Annotated in this window: 18 protein-coding genes and 1 pseudogene; 10 read left to right on the top strand and 9 right to left on the bottom strand. The window is 63.6% G+C overall.

What is annotated here, in order from left to right; all coding sequences use genetic code 11:
* Positions 1–2: 2 nt before the first annotated feature.
* The 4 genes from ZBI01S_RS06320 (at position 3) to ZBI01S_RS06335 (ending at position 5203) form a co-directional block, all read left to right on the top strand.
* Positions 3–1208 carry an ABC transporter permease gene (locus tag ZBI01S_RS06320; protein WP_066057983.1) on the top strand — a complete coding sequence of 402 codons (1206 nt, stop codon included), beginning with the start codon at positions 3–5 and terminating at the stop codon, positions 1206–1208.
* A 361-nt stretch (positions 1209–1569) separates the two neighbouring features.
* Entirely contained in the window at positions 1570–3636 is a 2067-nt protein-coding gene (locus ZBI01S_RS06325) for an acyl-CoA dehydrogenase family protein (RefSeq protein WP_066058106.1), read from the top strand.
* Between the two features lie 190 nt (positions 3637–3826).
* On the top strand, positions 3827–4699 hold the full coding sequence (gene ypfJ / locus ZBI01S_RS06330; RefSeq protein ID WP_066057985.1) for a KPN_02809 family neutral zinc metallopeptidase: 873 nt from the start codon (positions 3827–3829) through the stop codon (positions 4697–4699).
* A gap of 90 nt (positions 4700–4789) precedes the next feature.
* Entirely contained in the window at positions 4790–5203 is a 414-nt protein-coding gene (locus ZBI01S_RS06335; RefSeq protein ID WP_066057988.1) for a hypothetical protein, read from the top strand.
* Positions 5204–5259: 56 nt separating this feature from the next.
* On the opposite strand, the gene recQ is transcribed toward ZBI01S_RS06335, so the two are convergent.
* Both recQ and ZBI01S_RS06345 read right to left on the bottom strand, forming a co-directional pair.
* The gene (recQ, locus tag ZBI01S_RS06340) at positions 5260–7065 is read right to left on the bottom strand and encodes a DNA helicase RecQ (protein WP_066057991.1); all 1806 of its coding nucleotides are present in this window, start codon (positions 7063–7065) and stop codon (positions 5260–5262) included.
* Between the two features lie 136 nt (positions 7066–7201).
* Positions 7202–7501 (bottom strand): rhodanese-like domain-containing protein, encoded by a 300-nt coding sequence (locus tag ZBI01S_RS06345; RefSeq protein ID WP_066057994.1) that lies wholly within the window; start codon positions 7499–7501, stop codon positions 7202–7204.
* On the opposite strand from ZBI01S_RS06345, the gene ZBI01S_RS10170 reads away from it, so the two are divergent.
* Positions 7500–7631 (top strand): hypothetical protein, encoded by a 132-nt coding sequence (locus ZBI01S_RS10170; protein WP_281173238.1) that lies wholly within the window; start codon positions 7500–7502, stop codon positions 7629–7631. The two genes, ZBI01S_RS06345 and ZBI01S_RS10170, sit on opposite strands and share 2 nt — an antisense overlap.
* 155 nt (positions 7632–7786) lie before the next feature.
* Positions 7787–10192, top strand: coding sequence for a DUF7937 domain-containing protein (locus ZBI01S_RS06350; RefSeq protein WP_159421430.1), 2406 nt, complete (start codon positions 7787–7789; stop codon positions 10190–10192).
* Between the two features lie 158 nt (positions 10193–10350).
* Here the strand turns inward: ZBI01S_RS06350 and ZBI01S_RS06355 are convergent, their stop codons facing one another.
* Positions 10351–11217, bottom strand: coding sequence for an aminotransferase class IV (locus ZBI01S_RS06355; protein ID WP_066058000.1), 867 nt, complete (start codon positions 11215–11217; stop codon positions 10351–10353).
* 94 nt (positions 11218–11311) lie between these two features.
* Here ZBI01S_RS06355 and ZBI01S_RS06360 point away from each other — a divergent pair, with 94 nt between their 5' ends.
* Positions 11312–12355, top strand: a complete 1044-nt coding sequence (locus ZBI01S_RS06360) for an FUSC family protein (RefSeq protein ID WP_066058003.1) — start codon at positions 11312–11314, stop codon at positions 12353–12355.
* Between the two features lie 122 nt (positions 12356–12477).
* Here ZBI01S_RS06360 and lipA read toward each other — a convergent pair whose 3' ends face one another.
* Positions 12478–13551, bottom strand: a complete 1074-nt coding sequence (gene lipA / locus ZBI01S_RS06365; protein ID WP_066058109.1) for a lipoyl synthase — start codon at positions 13549–13551, stop codon at positions 12478–12480.
* Between the two features lie 150 nt (positions 13552–13701).
* A pseudogene (lipB, locus tag ZBI01S_RS10125) lies at positions 13702–14307 on the bottom strand (lipoyl(octanoyl) transferase LipB); the annotation flags it as partial.
* Positions 14308–14727: 420 nt separating this feature from the next.
* Between lipB and ZBI01S_RS06370 the strand changes: the two are divergent.
* Positions 14728–15864: an FAD-dependent oxidoreductase gene (locus ZBI01S_RS06370; RefSeq protein ID WP_066058006.1), complete on the top strand. Its 1137-nt coding sequence runs from the start codon at positions 14728–14730 to the stop codon at positions 15862–15864.
* Between the two features lie 197 nt (positions 15865–16061).
* Here the strand turns inward: ZBI01S_RS06370 and ZBI01S_RS06375 are convergent, their stop codons facing one another.
* The 4 genes from ZBI01S_RS06375 to ZBI01S_RS06390 form a co-directional block, all read right to left on the bottom strand.
* Positions 16062–17213 (bottom strand): FUSC family protein, encoded by a 1152-nt coding sequence (locus tag ZBI01S_RS06375; RefSeq protein ID WP_066058009.1) that lies wholly within the window; start codon positions 17211–17213, stop codon positions 16062–16064.
* Positions 17214–17369: 156 nt separating this feature from the next.
* On the bottom strand, positions 17370–19628 hold the full coding sequence (locus ZBI01S_RS06380) for an MMPL family transporter (RefSeq protein ID WP_083524574.1): 2259 nt from the start codon (positions 19626–19628) through the stop codon (positions 17370–17372).
* A gap of 271 nt (positions 19629–19899) precedes the next feature.
* Positions 19900–20784, bottom strand: a complete 885-nt coding sequence (locus ZBI01S_RS06385; protein ID WP_066058012.1) for a 3-hydroxyacyl-CoA dehydrogenase — start codon at positions 20782–20784, stop codon at positions 19900–19902.
* A 124-nt stretch (positions 20785–20908) separates the two neighbouring features.
* Complete coding sequence (locus ZBI01S_RS06390) at positions 20909–21481, bottom strand: TetR/AcrR family transcriptional regulator (RefSeq protein ID WP_066058016.1); 573 nt, start codon at positions 21479–21481, stop codon at positions 20909–20911.
* A gap of 231 nt (positions 21482–21712) precedes the next feature.
* On the opposite strand from ZBI01S_RS06390, the gene ZBI01S_RS06395 reads away from it, so the two are divergent.
* Positions 21713–22387, top strand: a complete 675-nt coding sequence (locus tag ZBI01S_RS06395) for a hypothetical protein (RefSeq protein ID WP_066058019.1) — start codon at positions 21713–21715, stop codon at positions 22385–22387.
* Entirely contained in the window at positions 22384–24594 is a 2211-nt protein-coding gene (locus ZBI01S_RS06400) for a YhgE/Pip domain-containing protein (RefSeq protein ID WP_066058022.1), read from the top strand. The genes ZBI01S_RS06395 and ZBI01S_RS06400 overlap by 4 nt, the downstream gene beginning before the upstream one ends.
* Positions 24595–24721 lie beyond the last annotated feature (127 nt).

The following is a 24721-nucleotide window of genomic DNA, read 5'->3' on the forward strand; positions in this document are numbered from 1 at the left end:
TCATGACTACTACGACCACTCCCGCAACGACCCCGAAGAGCGACGCGACGGTCGTTTCGGTGTCGAAGGGCATCCAGCTCATTGCTGAGCGCGAACTGCTCAGCACCGTGCGCTCGAAGGCATTCATCTGGAGCACCATTTCATCAGTCGTGCTGATTCTGCTGGTGGTATTCGGTCAGAAGTTCATCGGCGAGTTCTTTAGCGGCCTGGCTGGGCAAAGCAACGACCATACAGTTGCCACGACGCTCGACATCAAGGGCCTTCCGGGCGCTGACGAGCTGCCGTTTGAATTCAAGAAGGTTGAATCGCCCGAATCGGCGCTTACGCAGCTCAAGGACGGTGATGTCGACGCCGTCGTGCTCCTCACCGAAGAAACCAATGGGCTTGAACTGTATGCACAGTCGGGTGAGGCGGCGACGCTCAATGCGCAAGTTCCGCTCACCGTGATTGGTCTGGATGACGTCAAGAACGAAATTGTTGGTTCGCTCACCGTGGCACCGAACACGGCCTTGGCACAGCAGCCTGACAACAGCGGATTCGATCCCATGGCGCGCATGTGGCTCGGCATGGGCTTTGGTGTGATGTTCTTCAGCGCACTGATCATGTCGACGCAGCGGCTTTCGCAGTCGATCGTCGAAGAGAAAGCCTCGCGCATCGTTGAGCTGCTTGTTTCGACGGTTTCGGCGAACACGATTCTCGCGGGCAAGATCATCGCGGGCACCATTCTGGCGGTGGGTCAGTTGCTGCTGATTGCCGTGGTGCTGCTCGTCGCATTGTTCGCCTCGGGCGCGCAAGAATTTGCCATGATGCTGCTGCCCGCTGCCGGCTGGTACATTCTGCTGACGGTCTTCGGCTACATGCTCTACGCAGCCATGTACGCGGGGGTGAGCGCGACGCTCAGTCGACCAGAAGATGTTGCGAGCGCGACCGCGCCGATCGTCTACCTGCTGATGGTGCCGTACATGGGTACGTTCCTTGGTGCCTCGAACCCGACGGTCATGACCTGGCTCAGCTACCTGCCGATTTCGTCGCCGGTAGCAATGCCGGTGCGAGTGCTGTTCGGTGACGCCCAGTGGTGGGAACCGATCGTGGCGCTCGCGATCCTGGTGGTTTCGGCTGCGCTGCTGACCATGCTGGCGGGCCGGATGTACCGGAACTCGCTGCTGCGTACCGGCCGCGTCAAGATCATCGAAGCGATCAAGTCGTAGCGACCCATTAGCTGTCTGGCGGCCGTCGGCTGCTGTGACCGTGCAGAAGATTCTGCCCGGTTGTGGCGCCCGACGGCCGTTGGCGTTTCCAGAGCTGATGAAGCGGCATCCTTATATGCATTGGTAGGTTCGCGCCGGGTCGGTTTGTAGCAAGCCTCCGAGAATTGGCCCGTGCTCGATCTTGCGGTTGTAGTGGATGCGCAGATCGCTCGACGGGGCTCGTCGGGTTTCTTAGATTGCCGGCATGAGCAATGGCGCTTTGAATCAAGAAACGACCCCAGAATCGGTTCGTGCCGACGGAGCTGTCGAGCAACACCGCCTGGAACACGTCCCCGACTCGTCAGTACCGGACAGCGACGTCATGGTCACTGACGCCTCCACCCGTCTCGACGATGTGGAGCTTGACGCGGATCCGAAGACCGCGGCCATCAACAACAGCCAGATCGCCTACGCGCTGATGGGCTCGTGGCCCGATGCCACGATGCGTGGCCGGAACATCGCTGCCGATTCGCGCTTCTGGCGCGACGATACGCTCGGCTGCGAGGCGCACCGCGAACGTGTCCTCGCACAGTTGCGTGATCTCGTCAGCGTAGGCACCCCGCTGCTCGCGTTCCCCGAAGAATTCGGCGGCGCGGCCGACAACGGCGCGAACCTGGCGGTGTTCCAGGAACTGTTCTTGGCCGACCCGAGCCTGCAAATCAAATCGGGCGTGCAATTCGGCCTGTTCGCATCCGCGATCTTGCATCTCGGTACCGAAACGCATCACCGCCGCTGGTTGCCCGGTGCGCTATCGGTTGAGGTCCCCGGTGCCTTCGCCATGACCGAATCGGGTCACGGTTCGAATGTCGCGGGGCTCGCTACGACTGCGACCTATGACGAGCACACCGAAGAGTGGGTCATCAACACGCCCTTCCGCCTGGCATGGAAGGACTACCTCGGCAATGCTGCCAAGGACGGCACCGCCGCGGTCGTGTTCGCGCAGCTCATCACCCGCGGGATGAACCACGGCGTGCACGCGTTCTACGTACCGATTCGCGACGAAAACGGGGAATTCCTCCCGGGTATCGGCGGCGAAGACGATGGTGTCAAGGGTGGCCTGAACGGTATCGACAACGGTCGCCTGCACTTCGACCACGTCCGTATCCCGCGCGACCACTTGCTCAACCGCTATGGCGACGTCGATGCCGCCGGTACCTACACCTCGCCGATCGAGTCACCCGGTCGTCGGTTCTTCGTGATGACCGGCACCCTGGTGCAGGGGCGAGTGTCGTTGGATGGGGCCGCGACCGTTGCGCAGAAAGCGGCGCTGTCGATCGGTGTCACGTATGCGAACCAGCGCCGCCAGTTCGATAACGCCAAGAGCGGCCGCGAAACGGTGCTGCTCGACTACACCCGCCACCAGCACCGACTGATTCCCCGCATCGCCACCGCCTATGCGGCGACCTTCGCGCACGACGAGTTGCTGCGCGAATTCGACGCGGTGTTTTCTGGCGAACACGACACCCCCGAGCGTCGCTCCGACCTCGAAACCCTGGCCGCGGCGCTCAAGCCACTCTCGACCTGGCAGGGCATGGACACGCTGCAAGAAGTTCGCGAAGCCTGCGGTGGCGCCGGGTTCCTGGCCGAGAACCGCATCGTTGGGCTGCACCACGACCTCGACGTCTACACGACGTTCGAGGGTGACAACAACGTGCTGTTGCAGTTGGTCGGTAAGCGACTGCTCGATGATTTCGCAGCGAAATTCAAGGATGCGGATGCGCGCGAAACCGCCCGCATGGTCGTCACGCAGACCGCAGCCCGCGCCTTCCGCGAGATCGGCCTTGCCCGCCTGGGCGGTCTAGCTACCGACCTCGGCAACCCCGCCCGCTCGGTCGGCTGGCTGCGCGAACCCGACAATCAGCGGGCGCTGCTCGCGGCGCGCGTCGAAGATGAGATCGCGGAGATCGGCACCTACCTCGCGCGCTTCGTCAAGAAGACCCCGGCCGAGCGCGCCGATGCTCTGAACTCGCAGCAGGACCGCCTGATCCGCGCCGCGCGCTGCTACGCCGAACTCATCCAGTGGGAGGCATTCACCCGCAAGCTCGAATCGTTCGACGCCACTACCGATGACCATAAGGTCATGTGCTGGTTGCGGGACCTGTACGGGCTTGGGCTCATCAACCGCGACCTCGACTGGTACCTACTCTCGGGTCGGCTCACCGTCAAGCGTGCGCGGCTGGTCGGGTCGTATATCGACCGGCTGGTTTCGCGATTGCGTCCGCTGGCACAGCAACTCGTGGATGCGTTTGGGTACGGTCCCGAGCACCTGCGCGCGGTCATCGCATCCGGTGCCGAACAGCAGTGGCAAGACGAAGCGCACGCGCACTACGAACAGCTGCGCGCGAGCGGGCAGATGCCAAAGCCCGAGCCGCGGCCAAAGCGCCGCTAGCGGTGCTGGCAGCACCTCGGCTGGGGGTGCCGGGCAGGAATTGTTGCTGCACAGCGAGTCCATCGATATATCCGGTTCGGACCCGCTGTGCGGCAACAATTTCATCCGGGGAAATCACTTGGCACGCAGCCACATAAAGCTTTGGCAATGAAATCGGCAATCCGGCGGAATGCTCGGCTAGGTTAGTGGCATGACGTTCAATGAAGGTTCACAGTTCGACTCCGGCAATGTGCGCAAGCGCACCGGACGCGGCGCAGCGATCGGCGGTGGCGGTCTCGTAGCCGTGCTGCTGGGCCTGCTGTCGACGCAGCTTCTTGGCGTTGACATCACGCAGATGTTCGGGGCGGCTCCGGGTGGCCAACAAGAGGAAGAAAACCTCGTTTGCACCGGTGCCGAAGCGAACCAGAACCGCGACTGCCGTATTGAAGGCGCCGCCGTAACGCTCGAACAGTTCTGGGCCAAAGAAGCCCAGAAAGTTGGCGTACGCGAGTACCGTGATCCGGGCGTCGTGATCTACAGCGGCCAGACCGGCAGCGCCTGCGGCACTGCTTCGAACGCAATCGGCCCGTTCTACTGCCCGCCAGACACCGGCATCTACATGGACACCGACTTCTTCGACATCCTCGTTGAGCGCTTCGGCGCCGAGGGCGGCCCGCTGGCTGAGATGTATGTCGTAGCGCACGAGTGGGGTCACCACATTCAGAACCTCTCGGGCACATTGACGCCCGACAAGCAGCAGGATGCGGGTCCGGCCGGCGGGCTGGTCCGTCTCGAACTGCAGGCTGACTGCTACGCCGGTGCCTGGATGCGCGGCGCATCCGAAGCAACGGATGCAAACGGTAACCAGATCATGAAGCCACCGACGCGCCAAGAGATCGAATCGACGATCTCGGCCGCACAGTCGATCGGTGACGACACGATCATGGAACAGCAGGGCATGGAAGTTCAGCCCGAGAAGTTCACGCACGGCACCAGTAAGCAGCGCACCACTTGGTTGATGCGCGGCTACGAAGGCGGCGTGGAACAGTGCGACTCGTTTAGCGTTCCGGCAAACCAGCTGTAACCCCGAGTTCGCCGCCAAACACCGGCGACTGCCTAGTATTGACACCATGCTGCACCGCGTTTGGGCACATTCCGGTACGACGAAGGATGGATGATGCTAACCGCCACGATGACTGCTGGAATGATTGGTGTCGCCATCATGGTCGCGCTCGTGATCTGTGTTGGGGGAATCATTTTGGCTGCCATGGGCGGGGTCTACCTGCTTCGCAACCGTCGTGAGCGTCAGGCTGCGGGAGCCCCGAGCTACTCGGGCACGGTTGGGAACACCATGGATCCGACCAATGGCGACATTGCGGCGTCGTTTGAAGACGCACCCCAGTGGATGGACGACACCTCGATGTCGTCGGTTTCGGCGGAGGTGCCGGAAATTGACCGCGAAGCATCTGACCGGCGTCTGTACGACCGTGAGCGTCGTCGTTCCGTAGCGCTCGTATCGGCCGGTGCGCTGCTGACCATCGTCGGCCTGGTCATGCTCGGGTTCCTGATTTCCGAGCTCGTCAACTAGTTGGTAGCGCTCGACAACTAGCCGGCAGCTGCCAGCCCGCGCTGTGCCGCACGCAATTACCGCTCGGCAAGTACCGCGAGCACTTCGTCGCCGTACTGTTCGAGTTTCGCGCGGCCAACTCCGGAGATCTCGGCAAGTTCGCTGAGCGTTGACGGTCGCTCGACCGCCATCTGCTGCAGCGTCGCGTTCGAGAACACCACATACACCGGCACGCCCTGTTCATCGGCAGCTTCGCGTCGCCACGACCGCAGTTGTTCAAAACGGCGCAACTGATCGGGCTGCAGCGATGATTCGATTTCGGATGCGCGCCGCTTCGGTGCCGAGGCACGCTGGCCGCGGGCATCCTTCCGCAGTCGCAGTTCGCGTTCGCCGCGAAGCACCGCCGGGGCATGTTCGCCAAGCACGAGCACACCGTATTCGCCGACGGCTTCGACGATGTGCAGTGCCAGTAATTGGCGAATCGTGCTCCGCCACTCCGACTCAGCCATGTCATTACCGATCCCAAACGTCGGCAACTCGTGGTGCCGCATCCGCGTCACCCGCTCATTCGTGCGCCCAAGCAAGATGTCGATGTGGTGCCCGGCGCCATAGGTTTGGTTGCCCGCCCGCTCGAGCCGCACGATCGACGAACAGAGTTTCTGTGCCGCGACCGTCGCGTTCCACGTCTCGGGTGGCTGCAGGCAGTTGTCGCAATTGCCGCAACGGTCGGGTGCATCTTCACCGAAGTACTGCAAAATCTGCTGCCGTCGACAGCCCGCGTGCTCGCACAGCGCGAGCATCGCATCCAGATGCCGCGACTGCTGCCACTTGTATTGCTCGCTCGCATCGCCCTCGAAAATCATGCGGCGCTGCAGCACCACGTCCTGTAGGCCGTAGGCCAGCCAGGCGGTGGATGGGAGCCCGTCGCGTCCCGCGCGTCCGGTTTCTTGGTAGTAGCCTTCGACCGATTTCGGTAGGTCGAGGTGGGCGACGAATCGCACATCGGGCTTGTCGATGCCCATGCCGAAGGCGATGGTGGCGCACATGACGAGGCCCTCTTCGCGCAGGAATCGTGCCTGATGGTTGGCGCGCTGTTCGGCGGGCATACCGGCGTGATAGGCGAGGGCGTCGATGCCGTTATTGCGCAGGAACTCGGCGGTCTGCTCGGTCGATTTGCGCGAGAGGCAATACACGATGCCGGCGTCGCCGTCGTGTTCGGCGCGGATGAACGACAGTAGCGATTCGCGCGCCCGCTGCTTTGGCACAATGCGGTACTGGATGTTCGGCCGGTCGAAACTCGACACGAACGTGCGGGCGTTCTCGAGCTGCAGTCGCTGCGCGATTTCTTGCCGGGTGGCGATGGTGGCGGTGGCGGTGAGCGCGATGCGTGGCACCTTCGGCCACAACTCGGGCAGGGCGCTCAGCTCGAGGTAGTCCGGTCGAAAGTCGTGGCCCCACTGGCTCACGCAGTGGGCTTCATCGATGGCAAACATCGAGATGTGCCCGCGCTGTAGCAGGGGCGTGGATGCGCGCAGTCGCTCGGGCGCGAGGTACAGCAGGTCGAGTTTTCCCTGCACAAAGCGCTGTTCGACGGATGCGCGTTCCTCGGGCTGCAGGGTCGAGTTCAGGTACGCGGCGCGCACGCCGAGTTGTTCGAGCGCGGCAACCTGGTCTTGCATCAGCGCGATGAGTGGCGAGATGACGATGGCGGTGCCTTCGCGGGCGAGGGCCGGAACTTGGTAGCAGAGCGACTTGCCGCCACCGGTGGGCATCAGCACCAGCGCATCCTGACCGTCGATCAGGGTCTGCACGATCTCGGCTTGCTGCCCACGAAACTCGGGGTATCCCCAAACGCGTTCGAGTAGTTCCTGCGCAGTTGCCATGGGCACGAGCCTAGTTCGTTACGCGAGCGTCAAGCTTGGGTGGTCGCGCCGCACCAAGCCGGGTGGCGCGTACGATGGCGGCAGCCCGCGGCAACGGTGTGCGTCGGGCCGGGGGGGAGAACGGTGCGGATGCGGTTTAGCCGCGTTCGACGGGAAGGCCGGCGGCCTCCCAGGCGGCAATGCCGCCGTCAACGTTCGTGGCGTCGATGCCGCGCTGCTCCAGGAAAGTAACCGTGCGTGCCGAGCGGCCACCGGCGTGACACATGATGTAGGCGCCTTCGGTCGGTACTTCATCGACACGGTCAGCGAACTCGCTCAGCGGGATCACCTTTGCGAACGGTACGCGCACTTCAGCGATCTCGTCGGGTTCACGCACGTCGATGAGCGTGATGTTTTCGCCGAGCTGGCCGAGTTCTTGAACAGTGATGGTCTTCATGAACACATCGTACGAACGCTGGCCGGAAAAACCTCGGGAACGGTCGACGCTGCCGGATGCGGGTCGCTCGCTCGTCGGATTTTTGGCCGATCGCGCCGCAGAAGCCAAAAACGTTTCCTTCGCCCGATAACCTCGAAGGGACGTGCGTGGCTGCGCGCATCCGCACGGTACTGGTGCGTATTGCCGGTAACTTCGGGGTGGATGCGGTCGGTTGCGTTTCGTAACTACACGACGTCGTTCGAACACGCGGTGGCTTGGCCGTCGCTGAAGAAGGAGCCTCACAATATGACGGACAACTTCGCTAATGCTCCCGGATACTCGGGTGCTCCCGAGCAGTCTGGGCAGCCGCAGCAATTCGGCCAACCGCAGCAGTACGGGCAAGCTGACCAGCAGCAGTTCGCGCAGCAGCAGAACCAGCAGCAGTTCGGTCAGCAGCCGATGGGCCAGGCATCGACGGGTCAGCAGCAGTACGGTCAGCAGCAGTTTGGTCAGAACCAGAACCAGGGTCAGAACCAGTTCGGTCAGCCGCAGCAGGGCCAGTTCGGCCAGCAGCAGTTTGGTCAGCCCGCGCCGCAGCGTCAGGCCGTGAAGTCGTCGTGGCTTGACTGGGCACGAGACATTGCGGGTGCTGTGCTGCCGCTGCTCGCGCTCATGATGGTTTGGAACACGGGCGGTCGCGTGAGCATCTCGGCCACCGTGCTTGGCGCGGTGTTCTGCCTCATCGTCGCCGCAGGTGGTGGCATTATGCAGTTGCTCGCCCGGTTCGGCATGCTGCCGCTGCCGCCGGCAACCGTGTATCTCGTGCGCGTCGCCACGCAGGCGCCGCTGCTCATTAGCGTCATCGTGTACGTGATCTTTGAACTGGTGTTTGCGTTCAGCGACATCTTCGACACGCCAGACTTCGCCGGACTCGGCGGCGGTGTTGCGGTCGCGCTGGTCACGATTGCCATCAACGCACAGACCCGTGACTACGAGCTCGGCGCCTTGGGTGGCCCCCAGTCGCCAACGGCACGTCTCGCTGCAACGATCGTTAGAGGCCTCGGATTTGCCTACGCCGGCATCGCTGCATTGCTGGTCGTGATCGGCGTCATCGCCATGTTTGTTCAGACTGGTGACATGGGCGGTGGCGGCATGATGAGCGCCAACTTTGCCGGACCAATCACTGGCATCTTCATGCGTGTGCTGGTCGCCGTCGCCCTGATTGCCCTCGCCGTTATGTTCCTGCTCGGCTCGGAACCGGCACGACTGGTTTCGGTTGGACTCGGGCTTGCCATCCTGCTGGCCTGGGTGCTCGACGGCATGTTCGGTCTCGGCCTTTCGAAGACCGGTCTGGAATCGCTGCACATTCTCGTGTTCCTCCTCATGGGCGTCACGCCAGGTGCGTTCGTGATGTTCGCCGGTCTCGGTGCCGTTGCACTGAGTCCCGAAATGCAGCGTGCGGCCAAGCCAATGGATGCGACTGCTCACTGGTTCCACGCAACTGGACTCGCGATGCTGGTCACGGCAGTGCTCGCAGTGCTCTCCGCACTGGCTGGAATTTCGGTACTCATTCCGATCAGTGACCGCGTAAAGATGGAGGGCGGCACGATCACGATGACGATCATCACCATGGTGCTGCTGCTGGCCATCGCCGGTGGCGCAATCTTCGCGTGGCTCAAGGTCAAGGGCAACTCGGGTCAGCAAACTCCAGTGGTGAGCCAGCAGCTGCTGGTGATCTTGTTGGGAGCGATGGCCGCACTGGGCATTGTCGTCATGATTTTCGCGATCATTTTGCAGGGTGATATCGGCCTCTATAACATGACGCTCGCATCCACCCTCACTGGTATGCACATCATGGGCTTCTTCGTACTCTTCCCACTCGTTGTGCTCGCTGCGGTCATGCTGGTGCCGCAGATGAAGGCACACTTTGCAGCGACCGGCACGGCGATGAAGCTTCAGGGCGTCGGCAAAGGTCAGCCCGGCTACGGCCAGCCCGGCTACGGCCAGCCTGGTTTCGGTCAGCCTGGTTACGGTCAGCCTGGCTACGGCCAGCCGCAGCAGCAGCAGTTCGCACCGGGCTACAACGGTGCGCAGATGCATCAGGACCACCCGAGCCACGGTAACCCCGCACCGCAGGGCTACGGTCAGCCGGATCAGCAAGCCCAGTACGGCCAGCAAGCCCAGTACGGTCAGCAGACGCAGTACGGTCAGCCGCAGGCCCCGGTAGCCCAGGCATCTGAAGCCCCATCTTCGGCAGTCCAGGCTCCTGAGGCCCAGGCCGCCGCACCGTACGGCCAGCCGCAACAACTGCCCGGCGACCAGCCGAGCTTCCTGCAGCAGCAGGCACCTGCCGCCGCTGAAGCACCCGCGCAGCCGGCCGCATCCGCACAACCTGCTGCACAGCCTGAACCAGCTGCAGCACCGGCCTCGGAACAGCCAGCTGCATCCGCACAGCCGGCCGCACAGCCGGAACCGGCAGCCGAGGCAGCACCGCAGGCTGACGCGGGCGCACCCGACCTCGCCGCCATGGCGCGCAAGGCCCTCGACCCGAACACTCCGGCAGCGGAGCTCTCGGCGATGAAGGAGCACCGTGAGCTGTGGCCGTACCTGGCCTCGGCACAGGGCGCCGACAAGGACCTGCTCGACTGGCTCGCAGCCACCAATGACCCGACGGTCATGGCGTACCTGCGCAGCCGCGGACACGTCAACTAGCGCACAACGAGAATGGGGCGGACTGGGATACAGTCCGCCCCATCTTGTGTTTCACCGCACAAGTTGCGGAAGTCTGCTCCGGTCGTAGACGCGACCGGAGCGCAGAACGCTCGTATGTTTTCGCAATGGCGGGGTGACCCGGCCGCAGCCGGATGCGGCTAGTTGCGTGGTGCAGGCACCTTCAGCAGGCGCGCAAGCGTTGCGTGCATTGGCGAACGCGGGATCGCCTTGCCGTCCACCGAAGTAATCGGTGCGAGCAGGCGACCGGACGAAATCAGCCAGGCGCCGTCGACGCGATCGAGGACCTCGCGGTGGAGCTCGGCAAACGTGACGGTAATGCCTTCGGGAGCACCCGCATCCATCAACCGGCGCAGCGTCGTCGACGCCAAAATGCCGTCCTGCTGCGGCGTCTGCAGCTTGCCGTCGAGGTCGAGCAGCAGCGTCGAAGTCGGGCCTTCGAGCAGGTGACCGTTGGGCGTGACGAACAGTGCGTCATCGGCGCCGTGGTTTAACGCCCAGCGCTGCGCCGCCATATTGATGCCGTACGACAGGCTCTTGGCGCCCGGAAGCAACCAGGGCAGGTCGACCGTTTCTTCGGCCTCGTAACCGCGGTCAAGGATGAGCACGCGCACGCCCTCGTGGCGGTCGCGATAGATCGACTCGGCCAGCGGCATCATCATCGCCCAGCAGGTGGGCTCGCCGCCGAGTTCCGAACCACGGGTCTCGACCATGCGCACGATCGCCTCGGGGTTCGCATCCCAATCCCACGCATCCGTAAGCGCCGTCACCGCACGCGCGTAACCGGCGCGATCGGGCTTCGGCAGGCCGAGAATATGGGCGGATGCTTCGAGACGGTCGAGGTGCGCCTCAAGATTTGGCACCTCGCCGTGGCTGCAGAACGCCACATCGAACACGCCATCGCCGCGCACAACGCCGAGATCATCGGCGCGAAGCAGCGGAACGTCCGGGTCGACGAGCGACCCATCGAGCAGTGCAATCATCTGAACCGGTCGTGCAGTGGTCATGTTGTAAGCCTACGCCCGTGGAACGTGAGCGAACGGCTAACGCCGGTGGCGAACCCCGCGCGACCGGGCGCATCCGCCGAAGTACCCTGAATGCATGCGGATCACCTCAGCGTTTGTTGCCAACAGTCGCGTGCCGCTCATCCAAGCAGCTAAGACCCTGATCGCGATCGGGCTGTCGTGGGCGCTGTGCGTGCTCATCTTGCGCATCGATATGCCGATCTTCGCGGCGATCGCGGCACTGCTGATCGTGGCACCGAGCGTCAATCAGTCGTTTGCCAAGGGTGTGGAGCGAAGCCTCGGCGTCGTTGCCGGTGTGCTCTTGGCATCGGTCATGGCACAGGTGCTGCCGGTTTCGAACTGGCTGGTGCTGCTGATCATTGCCGTCGCGGTGGCAGTGAGCTGGATGGCGAAACTCAGCGTGGGCATGACGAACCAGCTGGTAATTAGCGCCATGCTGGCGATCGCGATGGGCGCGGGGAGTTGGGAGTTTGCGGTCACGCGCGTGGTCGAGACCGCGATTGGTTCGCTGGTCGCGTTCGGCGTAAACCTGCTGCTGGTACCGCCGGTGAAGGTTGAACCGGCTCGCGAACGCGTGGCAATGCTCGGCGGTGAAATCGCCGAATCGCTCGTGCGGCTCGCGGACGCCTTGGAATCCACACAAACGCCCGGGCAATTGCAGGGCCTGCTGATTGAGGTTCGGCTGCTGCGGCCGATGGTGACGTCGGCGCAATCCGCGATTACGACCGCGCGCGAATCGCTCTCGATGAACCTCTGGGCGGCGAAACACGAACCGCAGCTACAAGAAATTGAGCGCGTGCTCGATGATCGCCTGCGTGGCATGGCCACCGAAGTCATCGGCATGACTCGCGCGTTCTTCGATCACTACGACGACGAACTCTGCCGCGAGCCGATGGTGCACGACATCACCGACCAGCTGCGGCGGGCCGCACACGATGTGCGGCTGCTGGTGCACCTGGCCGAAATCGATCCGACGCCGATGACCTCAGCGATCCCGGCACTGACGGCACCGCTTGAGCTCCGCACGCCGAGCGGTCGCCGTTGGATTCTCATCGGATCGCTCATGGAAGACCTGCGCCGCATCCACGAACGGCTGGCTGAACTCGACGTCGACGCCTAACGGCCCGGAATACCTGGTTGCGTTGGGGTGCATCTCCAAAGTGGTGCACCTGCAGCGAGCCCGAGGTGGTATCCACCCCTGACCCCGGAAATCTGCACCGGTTTGGAGATTCGGAGCGGCGACTACGTTGTCTGGGCAATGGTTGCGGATGCGGTCGGCGCGAGCTGCTGCATCCGTGCCAGTACGCTGCTGGCTTCTTGACGAGCCGGAGCACCAGTCGCCAAATGCGCCAGGTGTTCGGGCAGCTCGCGGCCCTTCGCACGCATCGCCTGTGCCCACAACTTGCCGGCGCGGTACGACGAGCGCACCAGTGGACCGGCCATCACTGCGGCAAAACCGAGCTGCTCGCCGAGGTCGCGCAGCTCGACGAACTCCTCGGGCTTCACCCAACGGTCGATCGGGTGGTGCAACTTTGAGGGCCGCAGGTACTGCGTGAGCGTGAGGATGTCGACCTTCGCGTCAACGAGGTCGCGCATGGCCGATTCGATCTCTTCGCGAGTCTCGCCCATGCCCAGAATCAGGTTGGACTTGGTCACCAGCCCCGCCTCGGATGCGCGACGCAGCGCATCCAGCGAGCGGTCGTACCGGAACGCCGGACGAATCTGCTTGAAGATGCGCGGTACCGTCTCGAGGTTGTGCGCGAACACCTCGGGTGCGGCGGCGTAGACCTCGTCGAAGGCCGAGGCGGAGCCGCGGAAGTCGTCGACAAGTAGCTCAACGCCGGTGTCGGGGTTGAGCGCGTGAATCTGGCGGCAGGTTTCGGCGTAGAGCCAGGCGGCGCCATCGGGCAGGTCATCGCGGGCGACACCGGTCACGGTCGCGTAGCGCAGCTGCAACTCGCGCACCGATTCGGCCACGCGACGCGGTTCATCCCGGTCATACGACGTGGGCTTGCCGGTGGCAATCATGCAGAAATCGCAGCGGCGGGTGCACTGGTCGCCACCGATCAGGAACGTCGCTTCGCGGTCTTCCCAGCACTCGTAAATGTTCGGGCAGCCGGCTTCTTCGCACACCGTGTGCAGCGACTTGCCCTGCACGAGGCCGCGCATGTCTTGGTATTCCTTGCCGGCAACCGCGGTGGTGCGAATCCACTCGGGTTTCTGCTCGATCGGCACCTGCGCGTTGGCGGCTTCGATGCGCAGCAGCTTGCGGGTTTCGGGCTCGGGGCGGCGGGGCGGTCGGCCGGATGCGGGCAGCGCGGTTGCGCGGGCGGTACCGCGTTCGGTGCCGGTTGCGGCTGCGGTACCGGTGCGTTGCGGGCGAACGGATGCGGATGCATCCCGTACCGCAGGCAAGGTGTCATCGGCGACGCGCTCGGGCTTGCGAAGCGGTTGCAGCAGTGCGTCGATGCGAGGGATGAGCCGCGCATTAACCGCTTCGAGGGATGCATCCACCCCGAGCTGCGCCATCGAAGCGACCGAGGCGTCGTCGATACCGCAGGGGACGATCTGGTCGAACCAGCTGAGGTCGGTGGTGACGTTGAGCGCGATGCCGTGCATGGTGGTGTCTCTGGCAACGCGCAGGCCGATGGCGCAGATCTTTCGATCCTGCTCGCCTGGGCGCACAATCCAGACGCCGGAGCGGTCGTCGACGCGGGTGGATTCGATGCCGTAATCTTCGGCAAGCATGTCGATGACGGCCTGTTCGAGCGCCCGGGTGAGCGCGATCACGTCTTTCGGTGGCTGCAGCTGCACGATGGGGTAAACCACGAGCTGCCCGGGGCCGTGATAGGTGACCGAGCCGCCGCGATCGACGGGAACGACCGGCGCAACGGTTTCGGGAATGTGCTCGGGTTTGGTGCGCACACCCGTCGTGAACGTGGGCTCGTGTTCGACCGAAATGATGGTGTCGTGCTGTTGCGAGCGATGCACCTGGTCGTGTGTGTCGCGCTGAAATTGCAGGACTTCAGCAAAATCCTTAGGACCTTCGCTCAACAAATTGCACAGACGCATGACGCAGATTGTACTGACGTTGAGATGAGCGCCTGATCGGATTGGCGCCGCGGTGCGAGACGGATGCGGTACCCGTCGCGCGGCTCGTCAGCGCGCCAAACAACTGGCAAATGGTGTTCATTTTTTCAAGTTGTTACGGTGGCAGCAACACTGCAGTTTGAACAATGGCGTTCGGATGCAGTGTTACCTATTTCGGCCGCATGCGGCTGCTGGTGTGCTGGGCACGAAGCGAGCAGCGTGCATCCGCGTGTTGCCTGAACCATCAAAGGGAGTCCGAGCCCATCGCGGGGAGTCCAGGACCTTCGTGGAAAATCCATGGAAAAATGGAGGTACCGAAGAAGTGTGCAGCAGGACGTCATTTCAACGCGCGAGACTTGGTTCGTGTTCGCGCAACTGCAGCGCACGTAGGAGAGAAATTCCATGTCTGGCAAGAGGGTCGGGGTAATTGGCCTCGGATCCGTCGGAGCGTTTACCGCGCTAGAACTGCAACAGCGAGGTTATGAGGTCGTCGGCTTTGAAGCCTTCGGAGTCGCAAATGACCTCTCGGCCGTAGGCGGTGACACCAGGCTCTTCCGGCGCCTGTACCGCGAAGGCGGCGCGTACTACCACCTCATCGAACGCGCCTACGAACTCTGGCGCGAACTCGATAAGCGTCTGCCGACCGCGTTTCGCGAATGCGGTGCGCTCGCGCTCGTACCCGAGGACAGCGACTACGCCCGCGATCTCGAGGCCTACGCCAACGAGTTCAACATCGAACACGAAGTGTTGCGAGGTGACGAACTCCACAGGCGTTTCCCACAGTTCACCAGCTGCGAGGGTGACGTTGGCTACTACGACCCCTGCGGCGGTTTCGTGCGCACCGACCTGGTCGTGCGAGATGCGTTCGACCGGGCCGAGGCCCTCGGTGCGCAACACATCGAAGCCACCGTGACCGAAGTCATCCCGCACCAAGACGGTGTGACGATTCGGGCCGAAGACGGCAATAGTTGGGAAGTTGACCGCGTGGTGGTCGCCGCTGGTGCCCGCACAACGGACATCCTGCCGCAGCTTGCGCCGTACACTCGCCCACGGTTGCAGGTCATGACCTGGTTCCAGCCCGACGCTCCCGAAGACTTCCGTGCAACCGAGATGCCCGTGTTTATTCGTGAGGGCGATGGCTTCCACGCCTACGGGGCGCCGACGCTCGACGGCCTGCACGTGAAGGTCTCGGGTCTCACCGAGCCGCGCGACGCGGAGTTCGACGGCATCGCCTACGACGGGCAGGCAACGCTCGACGACCTGCGCGACTGCGAAGCGACCATTACGCGCGTGCTGCAGGATGTGCATCCCGTACCGGTGCGCACCGCGGTGTACCCGGAGCTGTACGCGATCGACCGCATGTTCATCCTCGACTGGCTCGACGCTGGACAGCGGGTGTTTGTCGCGAGCGCGTTTTCGGGCAAGGGCTTCAAGATGTGCAACGCCATCGGTGAGCTCGTGGCGAAGATTCTGCACGACGAAGCCGAGTTGCCGCGCGCGTTTTCGCTGACGCGTTTCCCCGGCTGGGTCGTCGAGTAACGGCATCGTTTTCGGGTCTGCGCGCTTCCGCTGTGAGGTGCCGCGGAGTCGGGTCTGTCGCGTGGTCGGGTGTGCTGCGACTCATCAGAACCGGGTGTTTGCATCGAAAACGTGTCGAAATTGGGCGTATTGATGAGTCGCGGCACGCGGCGACGACCTGGAACTGCCAGCTTGCTCAGCGCAATGCCTGCGCGGTGCTAGGCCAGGTCGCCGCGCCGAAGCATCCGCCAGCGCACGGCCACAATGATCGCAACGGCGCAGGCAGCGCCGATCAGCGTTTCGCGTGAGCGGTCCACAAACAGCGTCTCCCAATCCGAGGTGAGATTGAGATTTGAAGCGCCGATCGCGAGCGGCGTGATGAAGGTGAGCGCGACACCGTAGTGGTGGCTAATAATCACCTCAACGATGAACTGGCACAGCGCGCAGGCAATGATGACGTAGAGCGTCGGTGGGTTGCCGCCGAACAGTGCCGCCGCGCATCCCACACCCGCGAGCGTGCCCGCGAGCCGGTGCATCGTGCGTTCGAACGAAACCATCGCGCTCGGTGTCGAGAAGATGGCGGCCACGGTGAGCATGGCCCAATACTGGTGCGTGGCAAAGTTCAGCGACCAGGCCACCACACCCGCGACCGTCATGCCCAGCAGCGCCGCCGCCGTGAGCCGCAGCACATCGGGTGCGAGCGCGCTCGAGAGCGATCGCACCGGCTCATGAGGCAGTGGACGCAAGCGAGCGTCGATGCGCGGCACCAGCCGCAGCAGCTTGCCCGACATGACAATGCACCAGCTGGTCAGACCACTGGCAATCGCCACGATGGCAACCAGGCCGAGTCCTTCTTCGGGCACCGGATAGTTCGCGCAGGCAAGGAACGCAAACAGAAAGAAGATCGAGCCCTTCGGAATCCACTGCATCCCGAAACTCATGGGCAGCGTGATGACGGTGACGAGCGCGGCACCGGCGAGCATCAACCACAGGGGCGCGCCGAGCAGCTGCACGGCTGACCCAGCAATGATGCACAGGATGCACGTTACCGCGACGGTTGCGACCGACAGCCATCGCGAACGATACGGTTCGCTGCGTCCGTAAATCGCCGTGAACGCGGCGAACGCGGCGTAGATGCCGAGGTCGATGCGGCCCAGTGAGTAGAGCGTGATCAGCGGCAAGAAGTTGCCGAGGGATGCGCGCACCGCAGCCTCGTAGGTCAGTCGCGAGGCATCAAAGAGCGCCAGGCCTTCGAACAGGCGCGGTCGGTTCGCGAGTGCCGTTGGGGGAGTGCCGCCGGGAGACGGGGAATCCTGGACGGGTGTTGCGGGCGTGGATGCGGGACCTGCGGCTTCGGTGTGCTGCGACAACGGCGCTCCTTTCTGCGCAATTGTTTCATGCGCGGTGGTGCTCGCCGTGTCCCCAAAAGGTGCCGTAAGAAATTTGCCCCCGGTGAGCGGGTCCGGAGCAACGATCGGCTCCGGCCCACCCACAAGGGGGGCAGATTTCTGAGTGTGCGGCAGTGATTACGGTGTCTTGCTCGACTCAGCGCCGGTGAACGCCTCTGCGGCGGGAGCCTCTGCGGCTGCGGCAGCATCAGGCGCATCAGCATCGAGCACTGGCAGCGCGCCGTCGGGCTTCTTCGCCAGTGGCGAAGGCCACCAGATCGCCGGGCCAATGTCGTAGCCGAGCGCAGGTACCAGCAGCGAGCGCACCACGAACGTGTCGAGCAGCACACCGAAGGCAACGATAAACGCCACCTGCAGCAGGAACAGTACCGGCACCACCGAGAGCGCGGCGAACGTCGAAGCGAGCACGATACCGGCCGAGGTAATCACACCACCGGTAATCACCAGTCCGCGCAAAATGCCCGATCGGGTGCCGTGCTCCTTGGCTTCTTCGCGCACTCGCGTCATCAAGAAGATGTTGTAGTCGATGCCGAGCGCCACCAAGAACACAAATGCGTACAGCGGCACCGCGGGGTCCGAGCCAGAGAACCCAAATACGTGGTTAAACACCAGCGCCGAGACACCGAGCGCGGTGCCGAACGACAACACGGTAGTCGCGATCAGCAAGATCGGTGCCAGTATCGAGCGCAGCAGTGCCATCAGAATCAGCATGATCACGCCGAGAATCACCGGAATGATCAGGTAGCTGTCGTGCACGGCCGCATCGGTCGTCGCAATCGAAGTCGCGGTCACGCCGCCAACCATCGCGGTGTCGCCGAGTTCGGCGGTGATGTCCCGCACGGTTTGGGATGCGGCATCCGAGTCGGCCGGGTCAGTGAGCGTCGCCTGAATCAACACTTGGCCGTCGACAACCGTCAGCGGTGGCACGTCGGGCATACGTGGATCCAGCGGTGCTGGGCCGTCTTCGGTAACTGGAACGACACCGGCGGGGGATTCACTCGAGGCGGCGGTGAGCTGGTCAACGCCATCGTGTGCGAGGAGTTTCTGTGCGACTTCGACGAGCTTGCCCTCTTCGGTCACCACATAGACGGGGCTGCCGGAACCACCGGGGAAGTGTTCACCGAGCGCGATCTGGCCGTCGCGAGCCTCGTTCTCGCCGGTCACCATCTCGCTCTGCGGCACACCGTGGGCGCGCAACTGCAGCACACCGAACGAACCGATGAGCAGCACGAGGGTCACCGCTACCCAGATCACGCGGGGGCGAATCTGCACGGTGCGGGCAATGCGCGCCCACAGCCCGCGAGTGGGCATGCCGTGTTCGGCTTCGACCACCTCGGGTTCAAACTTGGGGATCACCGGCCAGAACGCGGCGCGGCCGAGCAATTGCAGCGCGGCGGGCAGCAGCGTCAACGCGGCGATCATGGCGAACACAATGCCGATCGCGGTGACCGGCCCGAGCGTCGAGTTCGATTTCAGGTCGCTCAGCAGCAGGCACAGAAGACCGGCGATGACCGTGCCTCCGGATGCGACGATCGGTTCAAGCGCACCCTTCCAAGCGCTCGTGGTCGCTTCGCGAATATTGCGCGTCCTGCGCAGCGCTTCGCGGAAACGCGCGACATACAGCAGCGAGTAGTCGGTGGTGGCCCCGATCACCAGAATGAACAGAATGCCCTGGGTCTGCCCGCTGAGCGTGACGATCTCGGCCTTCGCCAGCCACCAGACCACGAGCAGTGCCACGCACAGCGCAAACATACTCGTCGAGAGCACCACAATCGGCAGCAGCGCCGAGCGGTAGACCACCAGCAGGATGAGCAGCACGGCCGCGAGGGCAACGACCAGTAGCAGTCCGTCGATGGATGCGAGGCCTTGCGCGATACCGGCAGCAAACCCGGCGGGCCCGGTCACGTACGCCTGCATCCCCTCGGGAACGTCGGCTTGCACGTAGTCGCTGAGCTCGCTCACGACATCGGCGACTTTAGCGTCGCTGTCGACGAGCACGATGGACTGCAGCGCTTTGCCGTCTTCAGACGGCATGATCGGCATCGACGTGGGGGAGACGCCATCGATGTTGATCGCGTCGAGGTGGCTTGCAACCGCCGCGGCGTCTGCCTGATCGATGGCGGCGTCGCTCGTGTAGATCACGACGGCGGGGATGGAGTCGGTGCCGTTGAACTCACCGAGCAGGTGTTGCACCGCGAGGGCATCGGAACGTTCGGGCAGATACGCCGTCTGGTCGTTCTTTGCGACCTCGTCGACGCGGCCGAACATCGTGCCACCGAGAGCGCCGGTGACCAGCCACAGCAGAATCACCAGCGCGGGAATAATGATGCGCGCCCAGTACGACGTACTTCGGGTCTTGGACGTCTGTTCCGACATGATTAGTAGCCCCCAACCTCCGCGCCACTGCGCAGCGTGCGCCGGTGAGTTGGGTGATCTGAGCGGCCCAAATCAGCGGACCTGAGACAAGGTCAATGGCTCATTCCATTCTATGCCTCGGCCGTCAACGTGCCATGAGTGCGGTCATTCGCGCGAGGGCATGAGTACGGCGGCGGTACCGGGCAGAACACCCGATACCGCCGCCGTAGGTGCGGGGGATGCATCCGGTGCGCGATTACAAGAACCGTCGCGCCGGGTGCCGCATCCGGAATTAGCCGACGATGTTGCCGTCAGCGTCGTACTTGTAGAAACCTTCACCGGTGGCACGACCGAGCTTGCCCTGGTCGATGAAGTTTTCCTTGAGGTAGTTCGCCCAAGCGGCCTGGCCGGGGTCGTTTTCGGCACGCGCCATGGCGAGGTGGTACGGGGTCATCATGCCGACGATGTCGAAGATCATGAATGGGCCCAGTGGTGCGCCGGTGGCCTTGCGCCAGGTGAAGTCGATCGTCTTGTAGTCGGCGACACCCTTAATGAGCAGACCCGCAGCCGAGTTCAGGAGCGGTACGAGCAGCGAGTTGAGCACGTAGCCCGGCTGTTCCTTGAGCACGCGGATTGGTTCCATGCCGATTGCTTCGGCGAAGCGTACGAGCTCCTCGTAGACCTCGGGGTCGGTGCCTTCGTGGCCCATGACCTCGGCGATGTTCTGGCGCCAGATGTTGTTCGCAAAGTGCAGTGCAACGAACTTCTCGGGGCGGTTTACCGCGCTCACCATGTCGCTGAGCAGCAGCGTCGACGAGTTCGATGCGAAGACGGTCTTTTCGGGAGCCAGCTGCGAGAGCTTCGTGTACGTGTCGTGCTTGATGGCGATGCTTTCGGGCACGGCTTCGATCACGAGGTCGGCATCCTTGACGGCGTCAGCGAGGTCGGTGGTGGCGCGGATGCGGCCTACCGCAGCCGAGAGCTGCTCGGGAGTCGAACCGAGGTCGTGGGTGTAGTAACCCGAGAGCTGTTCCCAACGGGCTGGAAGCTTGGCGATCGCGTCGTCGGCGACGTCGTAGGCAACGACATCGAAGCCGGAGTAGGCGGTCTGGAAAATGATCTGTGAGCCGAGTACACCGGTGCCGAGCACAGTGATGTTCTTGAATCGGGTTGACATGGGATTCCTCCTTGGTGCCCTGGAATCAGGACGGTGTGGGTGGTGGGGTGGCAGCTGCGCCCGCAGGTTCATCCTGCGTGGCGAAGGTGTCACGTAGCTCAGCGTCCGTTGGCGCCGAGTCTGGTTACGCCAGCCAGTGGCGGGCGAGGTGTTCGATGGATGCGATCAGCGTTGCTTTCGAGGTGTCGGTGCGGAACGCGATGCTGTCGAGCGAGGACATGAGCACGGCACCCAGGAGCGCGACGGCGGCCGCATCCACGTCGAAGTCGCGAGCAAGATCGGGTTTGGTGGCGCGGATGGCCTCCGCGAACTCGGCAACGAGCGTGGTGCGCAGCGATCGGGCATCGTCGGCCCACGCGCGGTCGGTGCGGATGAGTTCGACGATAGCCAAGCGTGCGGCATTCGGGTTTTCGAAGAAGGCACCGACGATGGCGTGGATGGCCCGGGCGGCGGGGGTGTGGGCATCATCGGTGGCCGTTCGCGCCTGCGCCAGCGCCTCGAGGAGCTGTTCTCGCATATTGGCGAAGACGGCAGAGTACAGCTCGTCTTTGCTCGCGAAGTTGTAGTACAGGCTGCCCTTTGCCACACCGGCTTGCTCGGCGATCGCATCCATCGTTGTCGCCGAGATGCCCTGGTTTGCCGCGAGCTCAACGGCGGCCGAGAAGATGAGTTCGCGGGAGCGGTTCGGTCGTGCCACTGGGTTCGTCCTTTGGTCGTGATCTGGGGCTCGATGCGGGCATCGGTGGGTTGGATGCGGGTCCTGCTGGATGGGGTCGGGTGGGTGAATCGTGGATGGTGGTGCTCGGGTGATTGCGCCCGGAGTATTCCACCATTTGGATTATTGCACTGACTGGTCAGTTTAGAATACGATTGCAGTCTTGACCAGCCCATACGGCTAAGTACACGTACACGAACGGAGGGAAGCATCGTGCAGATCGCACTCGAACACATCGAAGTCGGCGGCCGGCGCCCGATCCTGCCCACCACCAACCTCCGCATCGAAACCGGAAAAGTCACCGTGCAGGCCTGCCCAACTGACCAGGCGCCGGTCGTGCTCGCACTGATCGCCGGCGGACAAATGCGTCCCAGCCGCGGAGTCATCCGCTACAACGGTCGTCCCGCACGCCGCAAGCTCAAGTCCCGAGTCGCCATCATCGACGCCCCATCGATCAGCGCTCCCGACGAATACGTAGCGCTGCGCAGCACCTTGGCCGAGGAATACACCTACGTCGGGCGCGTCGCGACCCCCGCGCGCATCCGCCGCTTTCTCGATCGCCACGACATCAGCGAGTACGCCGACTGGCCCATGATCGAACTGCCACCAATGGTGCGCCTGATTGCCCTGACCGAAATGGCGCTGCTGCGCCCCGGTATTGAAGCGGTCGTGTTCACCACTCCCGACCGCCACGGCGGCTCGGCCCACGAAATCTACGCCTACGGCCAGGCCGTTGCCGCCCGCGGGATCGGTGTGCTCTGCATCACCGGTACGACCGCGGCCGAAGAACTCCTGCGCGAACAAACCGACGCAAGTGACCGCATCCACCTCGCGCCTGAACCCGACGCACAACTACGCCCGGACACCGGGCTCGGAGCCCAATCATGAATCCGAAATCTCACGACCGCCTGGCGCAGTTCATTCGCAGCACGAGCTTCTTGCAGCTGGTGCGCAGCGAACTCGTGCGCATCTTCTCGCGACCGTTCAACGTGCTTGCGCTGGTCGCGCTCATGTCGGTACCCCTGCTCTACGCCGGCGTCTACCTGTGGACGAACAAAGATCCGCAGGGCCACCTCGACACCGTACCCGCTGCACTCGTCGTCAATGACGATGGCGCGATGATCGACGGCACGTTCACCAACCTCGGTAACGAAGTTGCCCAGGAACTCCTCAACGACGGCAAGCTCGGCTGGCAACTGGTCAACGAAGACACCGCCCGCGCCGGCGTCGAACGCGGCGACTACTACTTCGCCGTGTCGTTCCCCGACAACTTCTCAGAAAACCTCACCAGCGCCGTTACCGAAACCCCGACGACCGCGGCCTTCGACGTCATCACGAACGACGCGAACAACTACCTCGGTACCGATATCGCGAAGAAGGTCGCCGACGAACTTATCGGTAAGATCTCGTCGCGGATCGGCGAAGAAGCCGCACAGAAACTGCTCTTTGGACTCACCAGCGCGCACGACGGGTTCACCCGCGGTGCCGATGCCGTTAGCCAGCTCGCCGACAAGCTCGGCAAGGCTACCGACGGTGCGAGCCAGCTCGCCGAAGGTGCGAACAAGCTCCACAATGAAGGCACCAGCCGCCTGCGCAGCGAGACGGCCGAACTGCCGAACCAAGCCACGCGACTCCACGATGGTGCGACGCAGCTTGCCGACGGTACCGCCAGCGCGCAGAACGGTGCGGACCAACTTGCCACCGGTGCATCCGAGCTGAATGACGGTTTGGGCGAACTCAATAGCAAGGTCTCGGCGCTACCCGACGGCGCCCAAAAGCTCGCCGATGGCGCCCAGCAGGTTGCCGACGGCAACGTGAAGATCGCCGATGTCGCCGACCGAATCCGCGATGATCTCGCCTCGCTCGACGGTTCGAAGGACGCGGTGGCCGCCGACCTGCGAGAAGCCCTGCTCGCTCGCGGACTCGACCCCGCCACCGTCGACGCTGTGCTCGACGAAGCCCAAACCGCCCTCGACAACGGGCTCGGCGCCCGCATCGACGAAGCGAAAACCAAGGTCAACGACAGCCTCAACAGCATCGACCAGCTCGCCGATGGCGCCCAGCAGGTTGCTGACGGCGCGAACGCGCTCGCGGGCAGCGCCAACCAGTTGGTGGATGCGGTGGGTCAAGCAGCTGCCGGTGCGAACCGTCTCGCAGACGGTGCCGACCAGCTGGCAGGCGGCATCACGCGACTCAACGACGGCGCTCACCAGCTCGCCGACGGAACCGGGCAACTGACCGAAGCCGCCCCGAAACTCACCGACGGCATCCGCGAAATCGACGAAAACACGGCGCTGCTCGCGTCGAAGCTTGACGAGTTTGCGGGCAAGCTGCCGGCCGCCGTCGACGGTGCCGAAGCCATTCGTGACAAGCTTGCCGAGGGCGCCGAGAAGTTCCCGAATGCGGGAGAGTCGCTGCGCGCCGATCAAGCGGCAACCCTCGGGTCACCGGTGGTGATGTCGAAGGACGCGTTCACGACCGCCGCCGGCTACGGCGAGGGTGTCGCGCCGTTCTTCCTGAGCCTTTCGGCCTGGCTCGGCGTCTTCACGATCTTCATGATCGTCAACCCGTTCTCGAAGCGTGCCGTGACGGCCATGCGCAACCCGCTCCCGGTCGCGATTGCCGGCTGGATGGTGCCCGCCCTAATCGGATTCATCGAGATGAGCGTGCTCATGCTCGTGCTGTCGGGACCAGTTGGACTGCACATGGAGCGTCCGTGGCTTGTCTGGCTGGTGCTGGTGACCAGCTCGGTGACGTTTGCCGCGCTGTTCCAAGCCCTGCGCACCTGGCTCGATAGCACCGGCCAGTTCATCGGCCTGCTGCTGCTCGTGCTGCAGGTGAGTGGTGCCGGCGGTACCTTCCCGATCGAAAGCGCACCGCCATTCATCGTGGCCATTCACGACTACTTGCCGATGAGCTGGACGATCACCGCGCTGCGGCAGGCGATCTACGGTGGCGATATGGGCGTGATGTGGCACCAGGTCGGCATGCTGCTGACGCTGCTGGGTGTTGCCCTGCTGGTGACCTGGCTCGGCATCATGAAGAAGAGCGATAACCGCTCGCTGCGTGACTTGCGAGAGCCGGTAATCCACTAGCGAACTGTGCCAATGCCCAGCTGCCCAGCTGTGACGGCAACTGCGGTGGATGCGGTTGCTACGGCAATTGCGAAACGGTCGCCCGAATGACGTGCATTCGAGCGACCGTTTGGCTGTCTTGTAGCCC

The sequence above is a fragment of the [Zimmermannella] bifida NBRC 103089 genome (assembly GCF_001570925.1).
Taxonomy (GTDB): Bacteria; Actinomycetota; Actinomycetes; order Actinomycetales; family Microbacteriaceae; genus Gulosibacter; species Gulosibacter bifidus.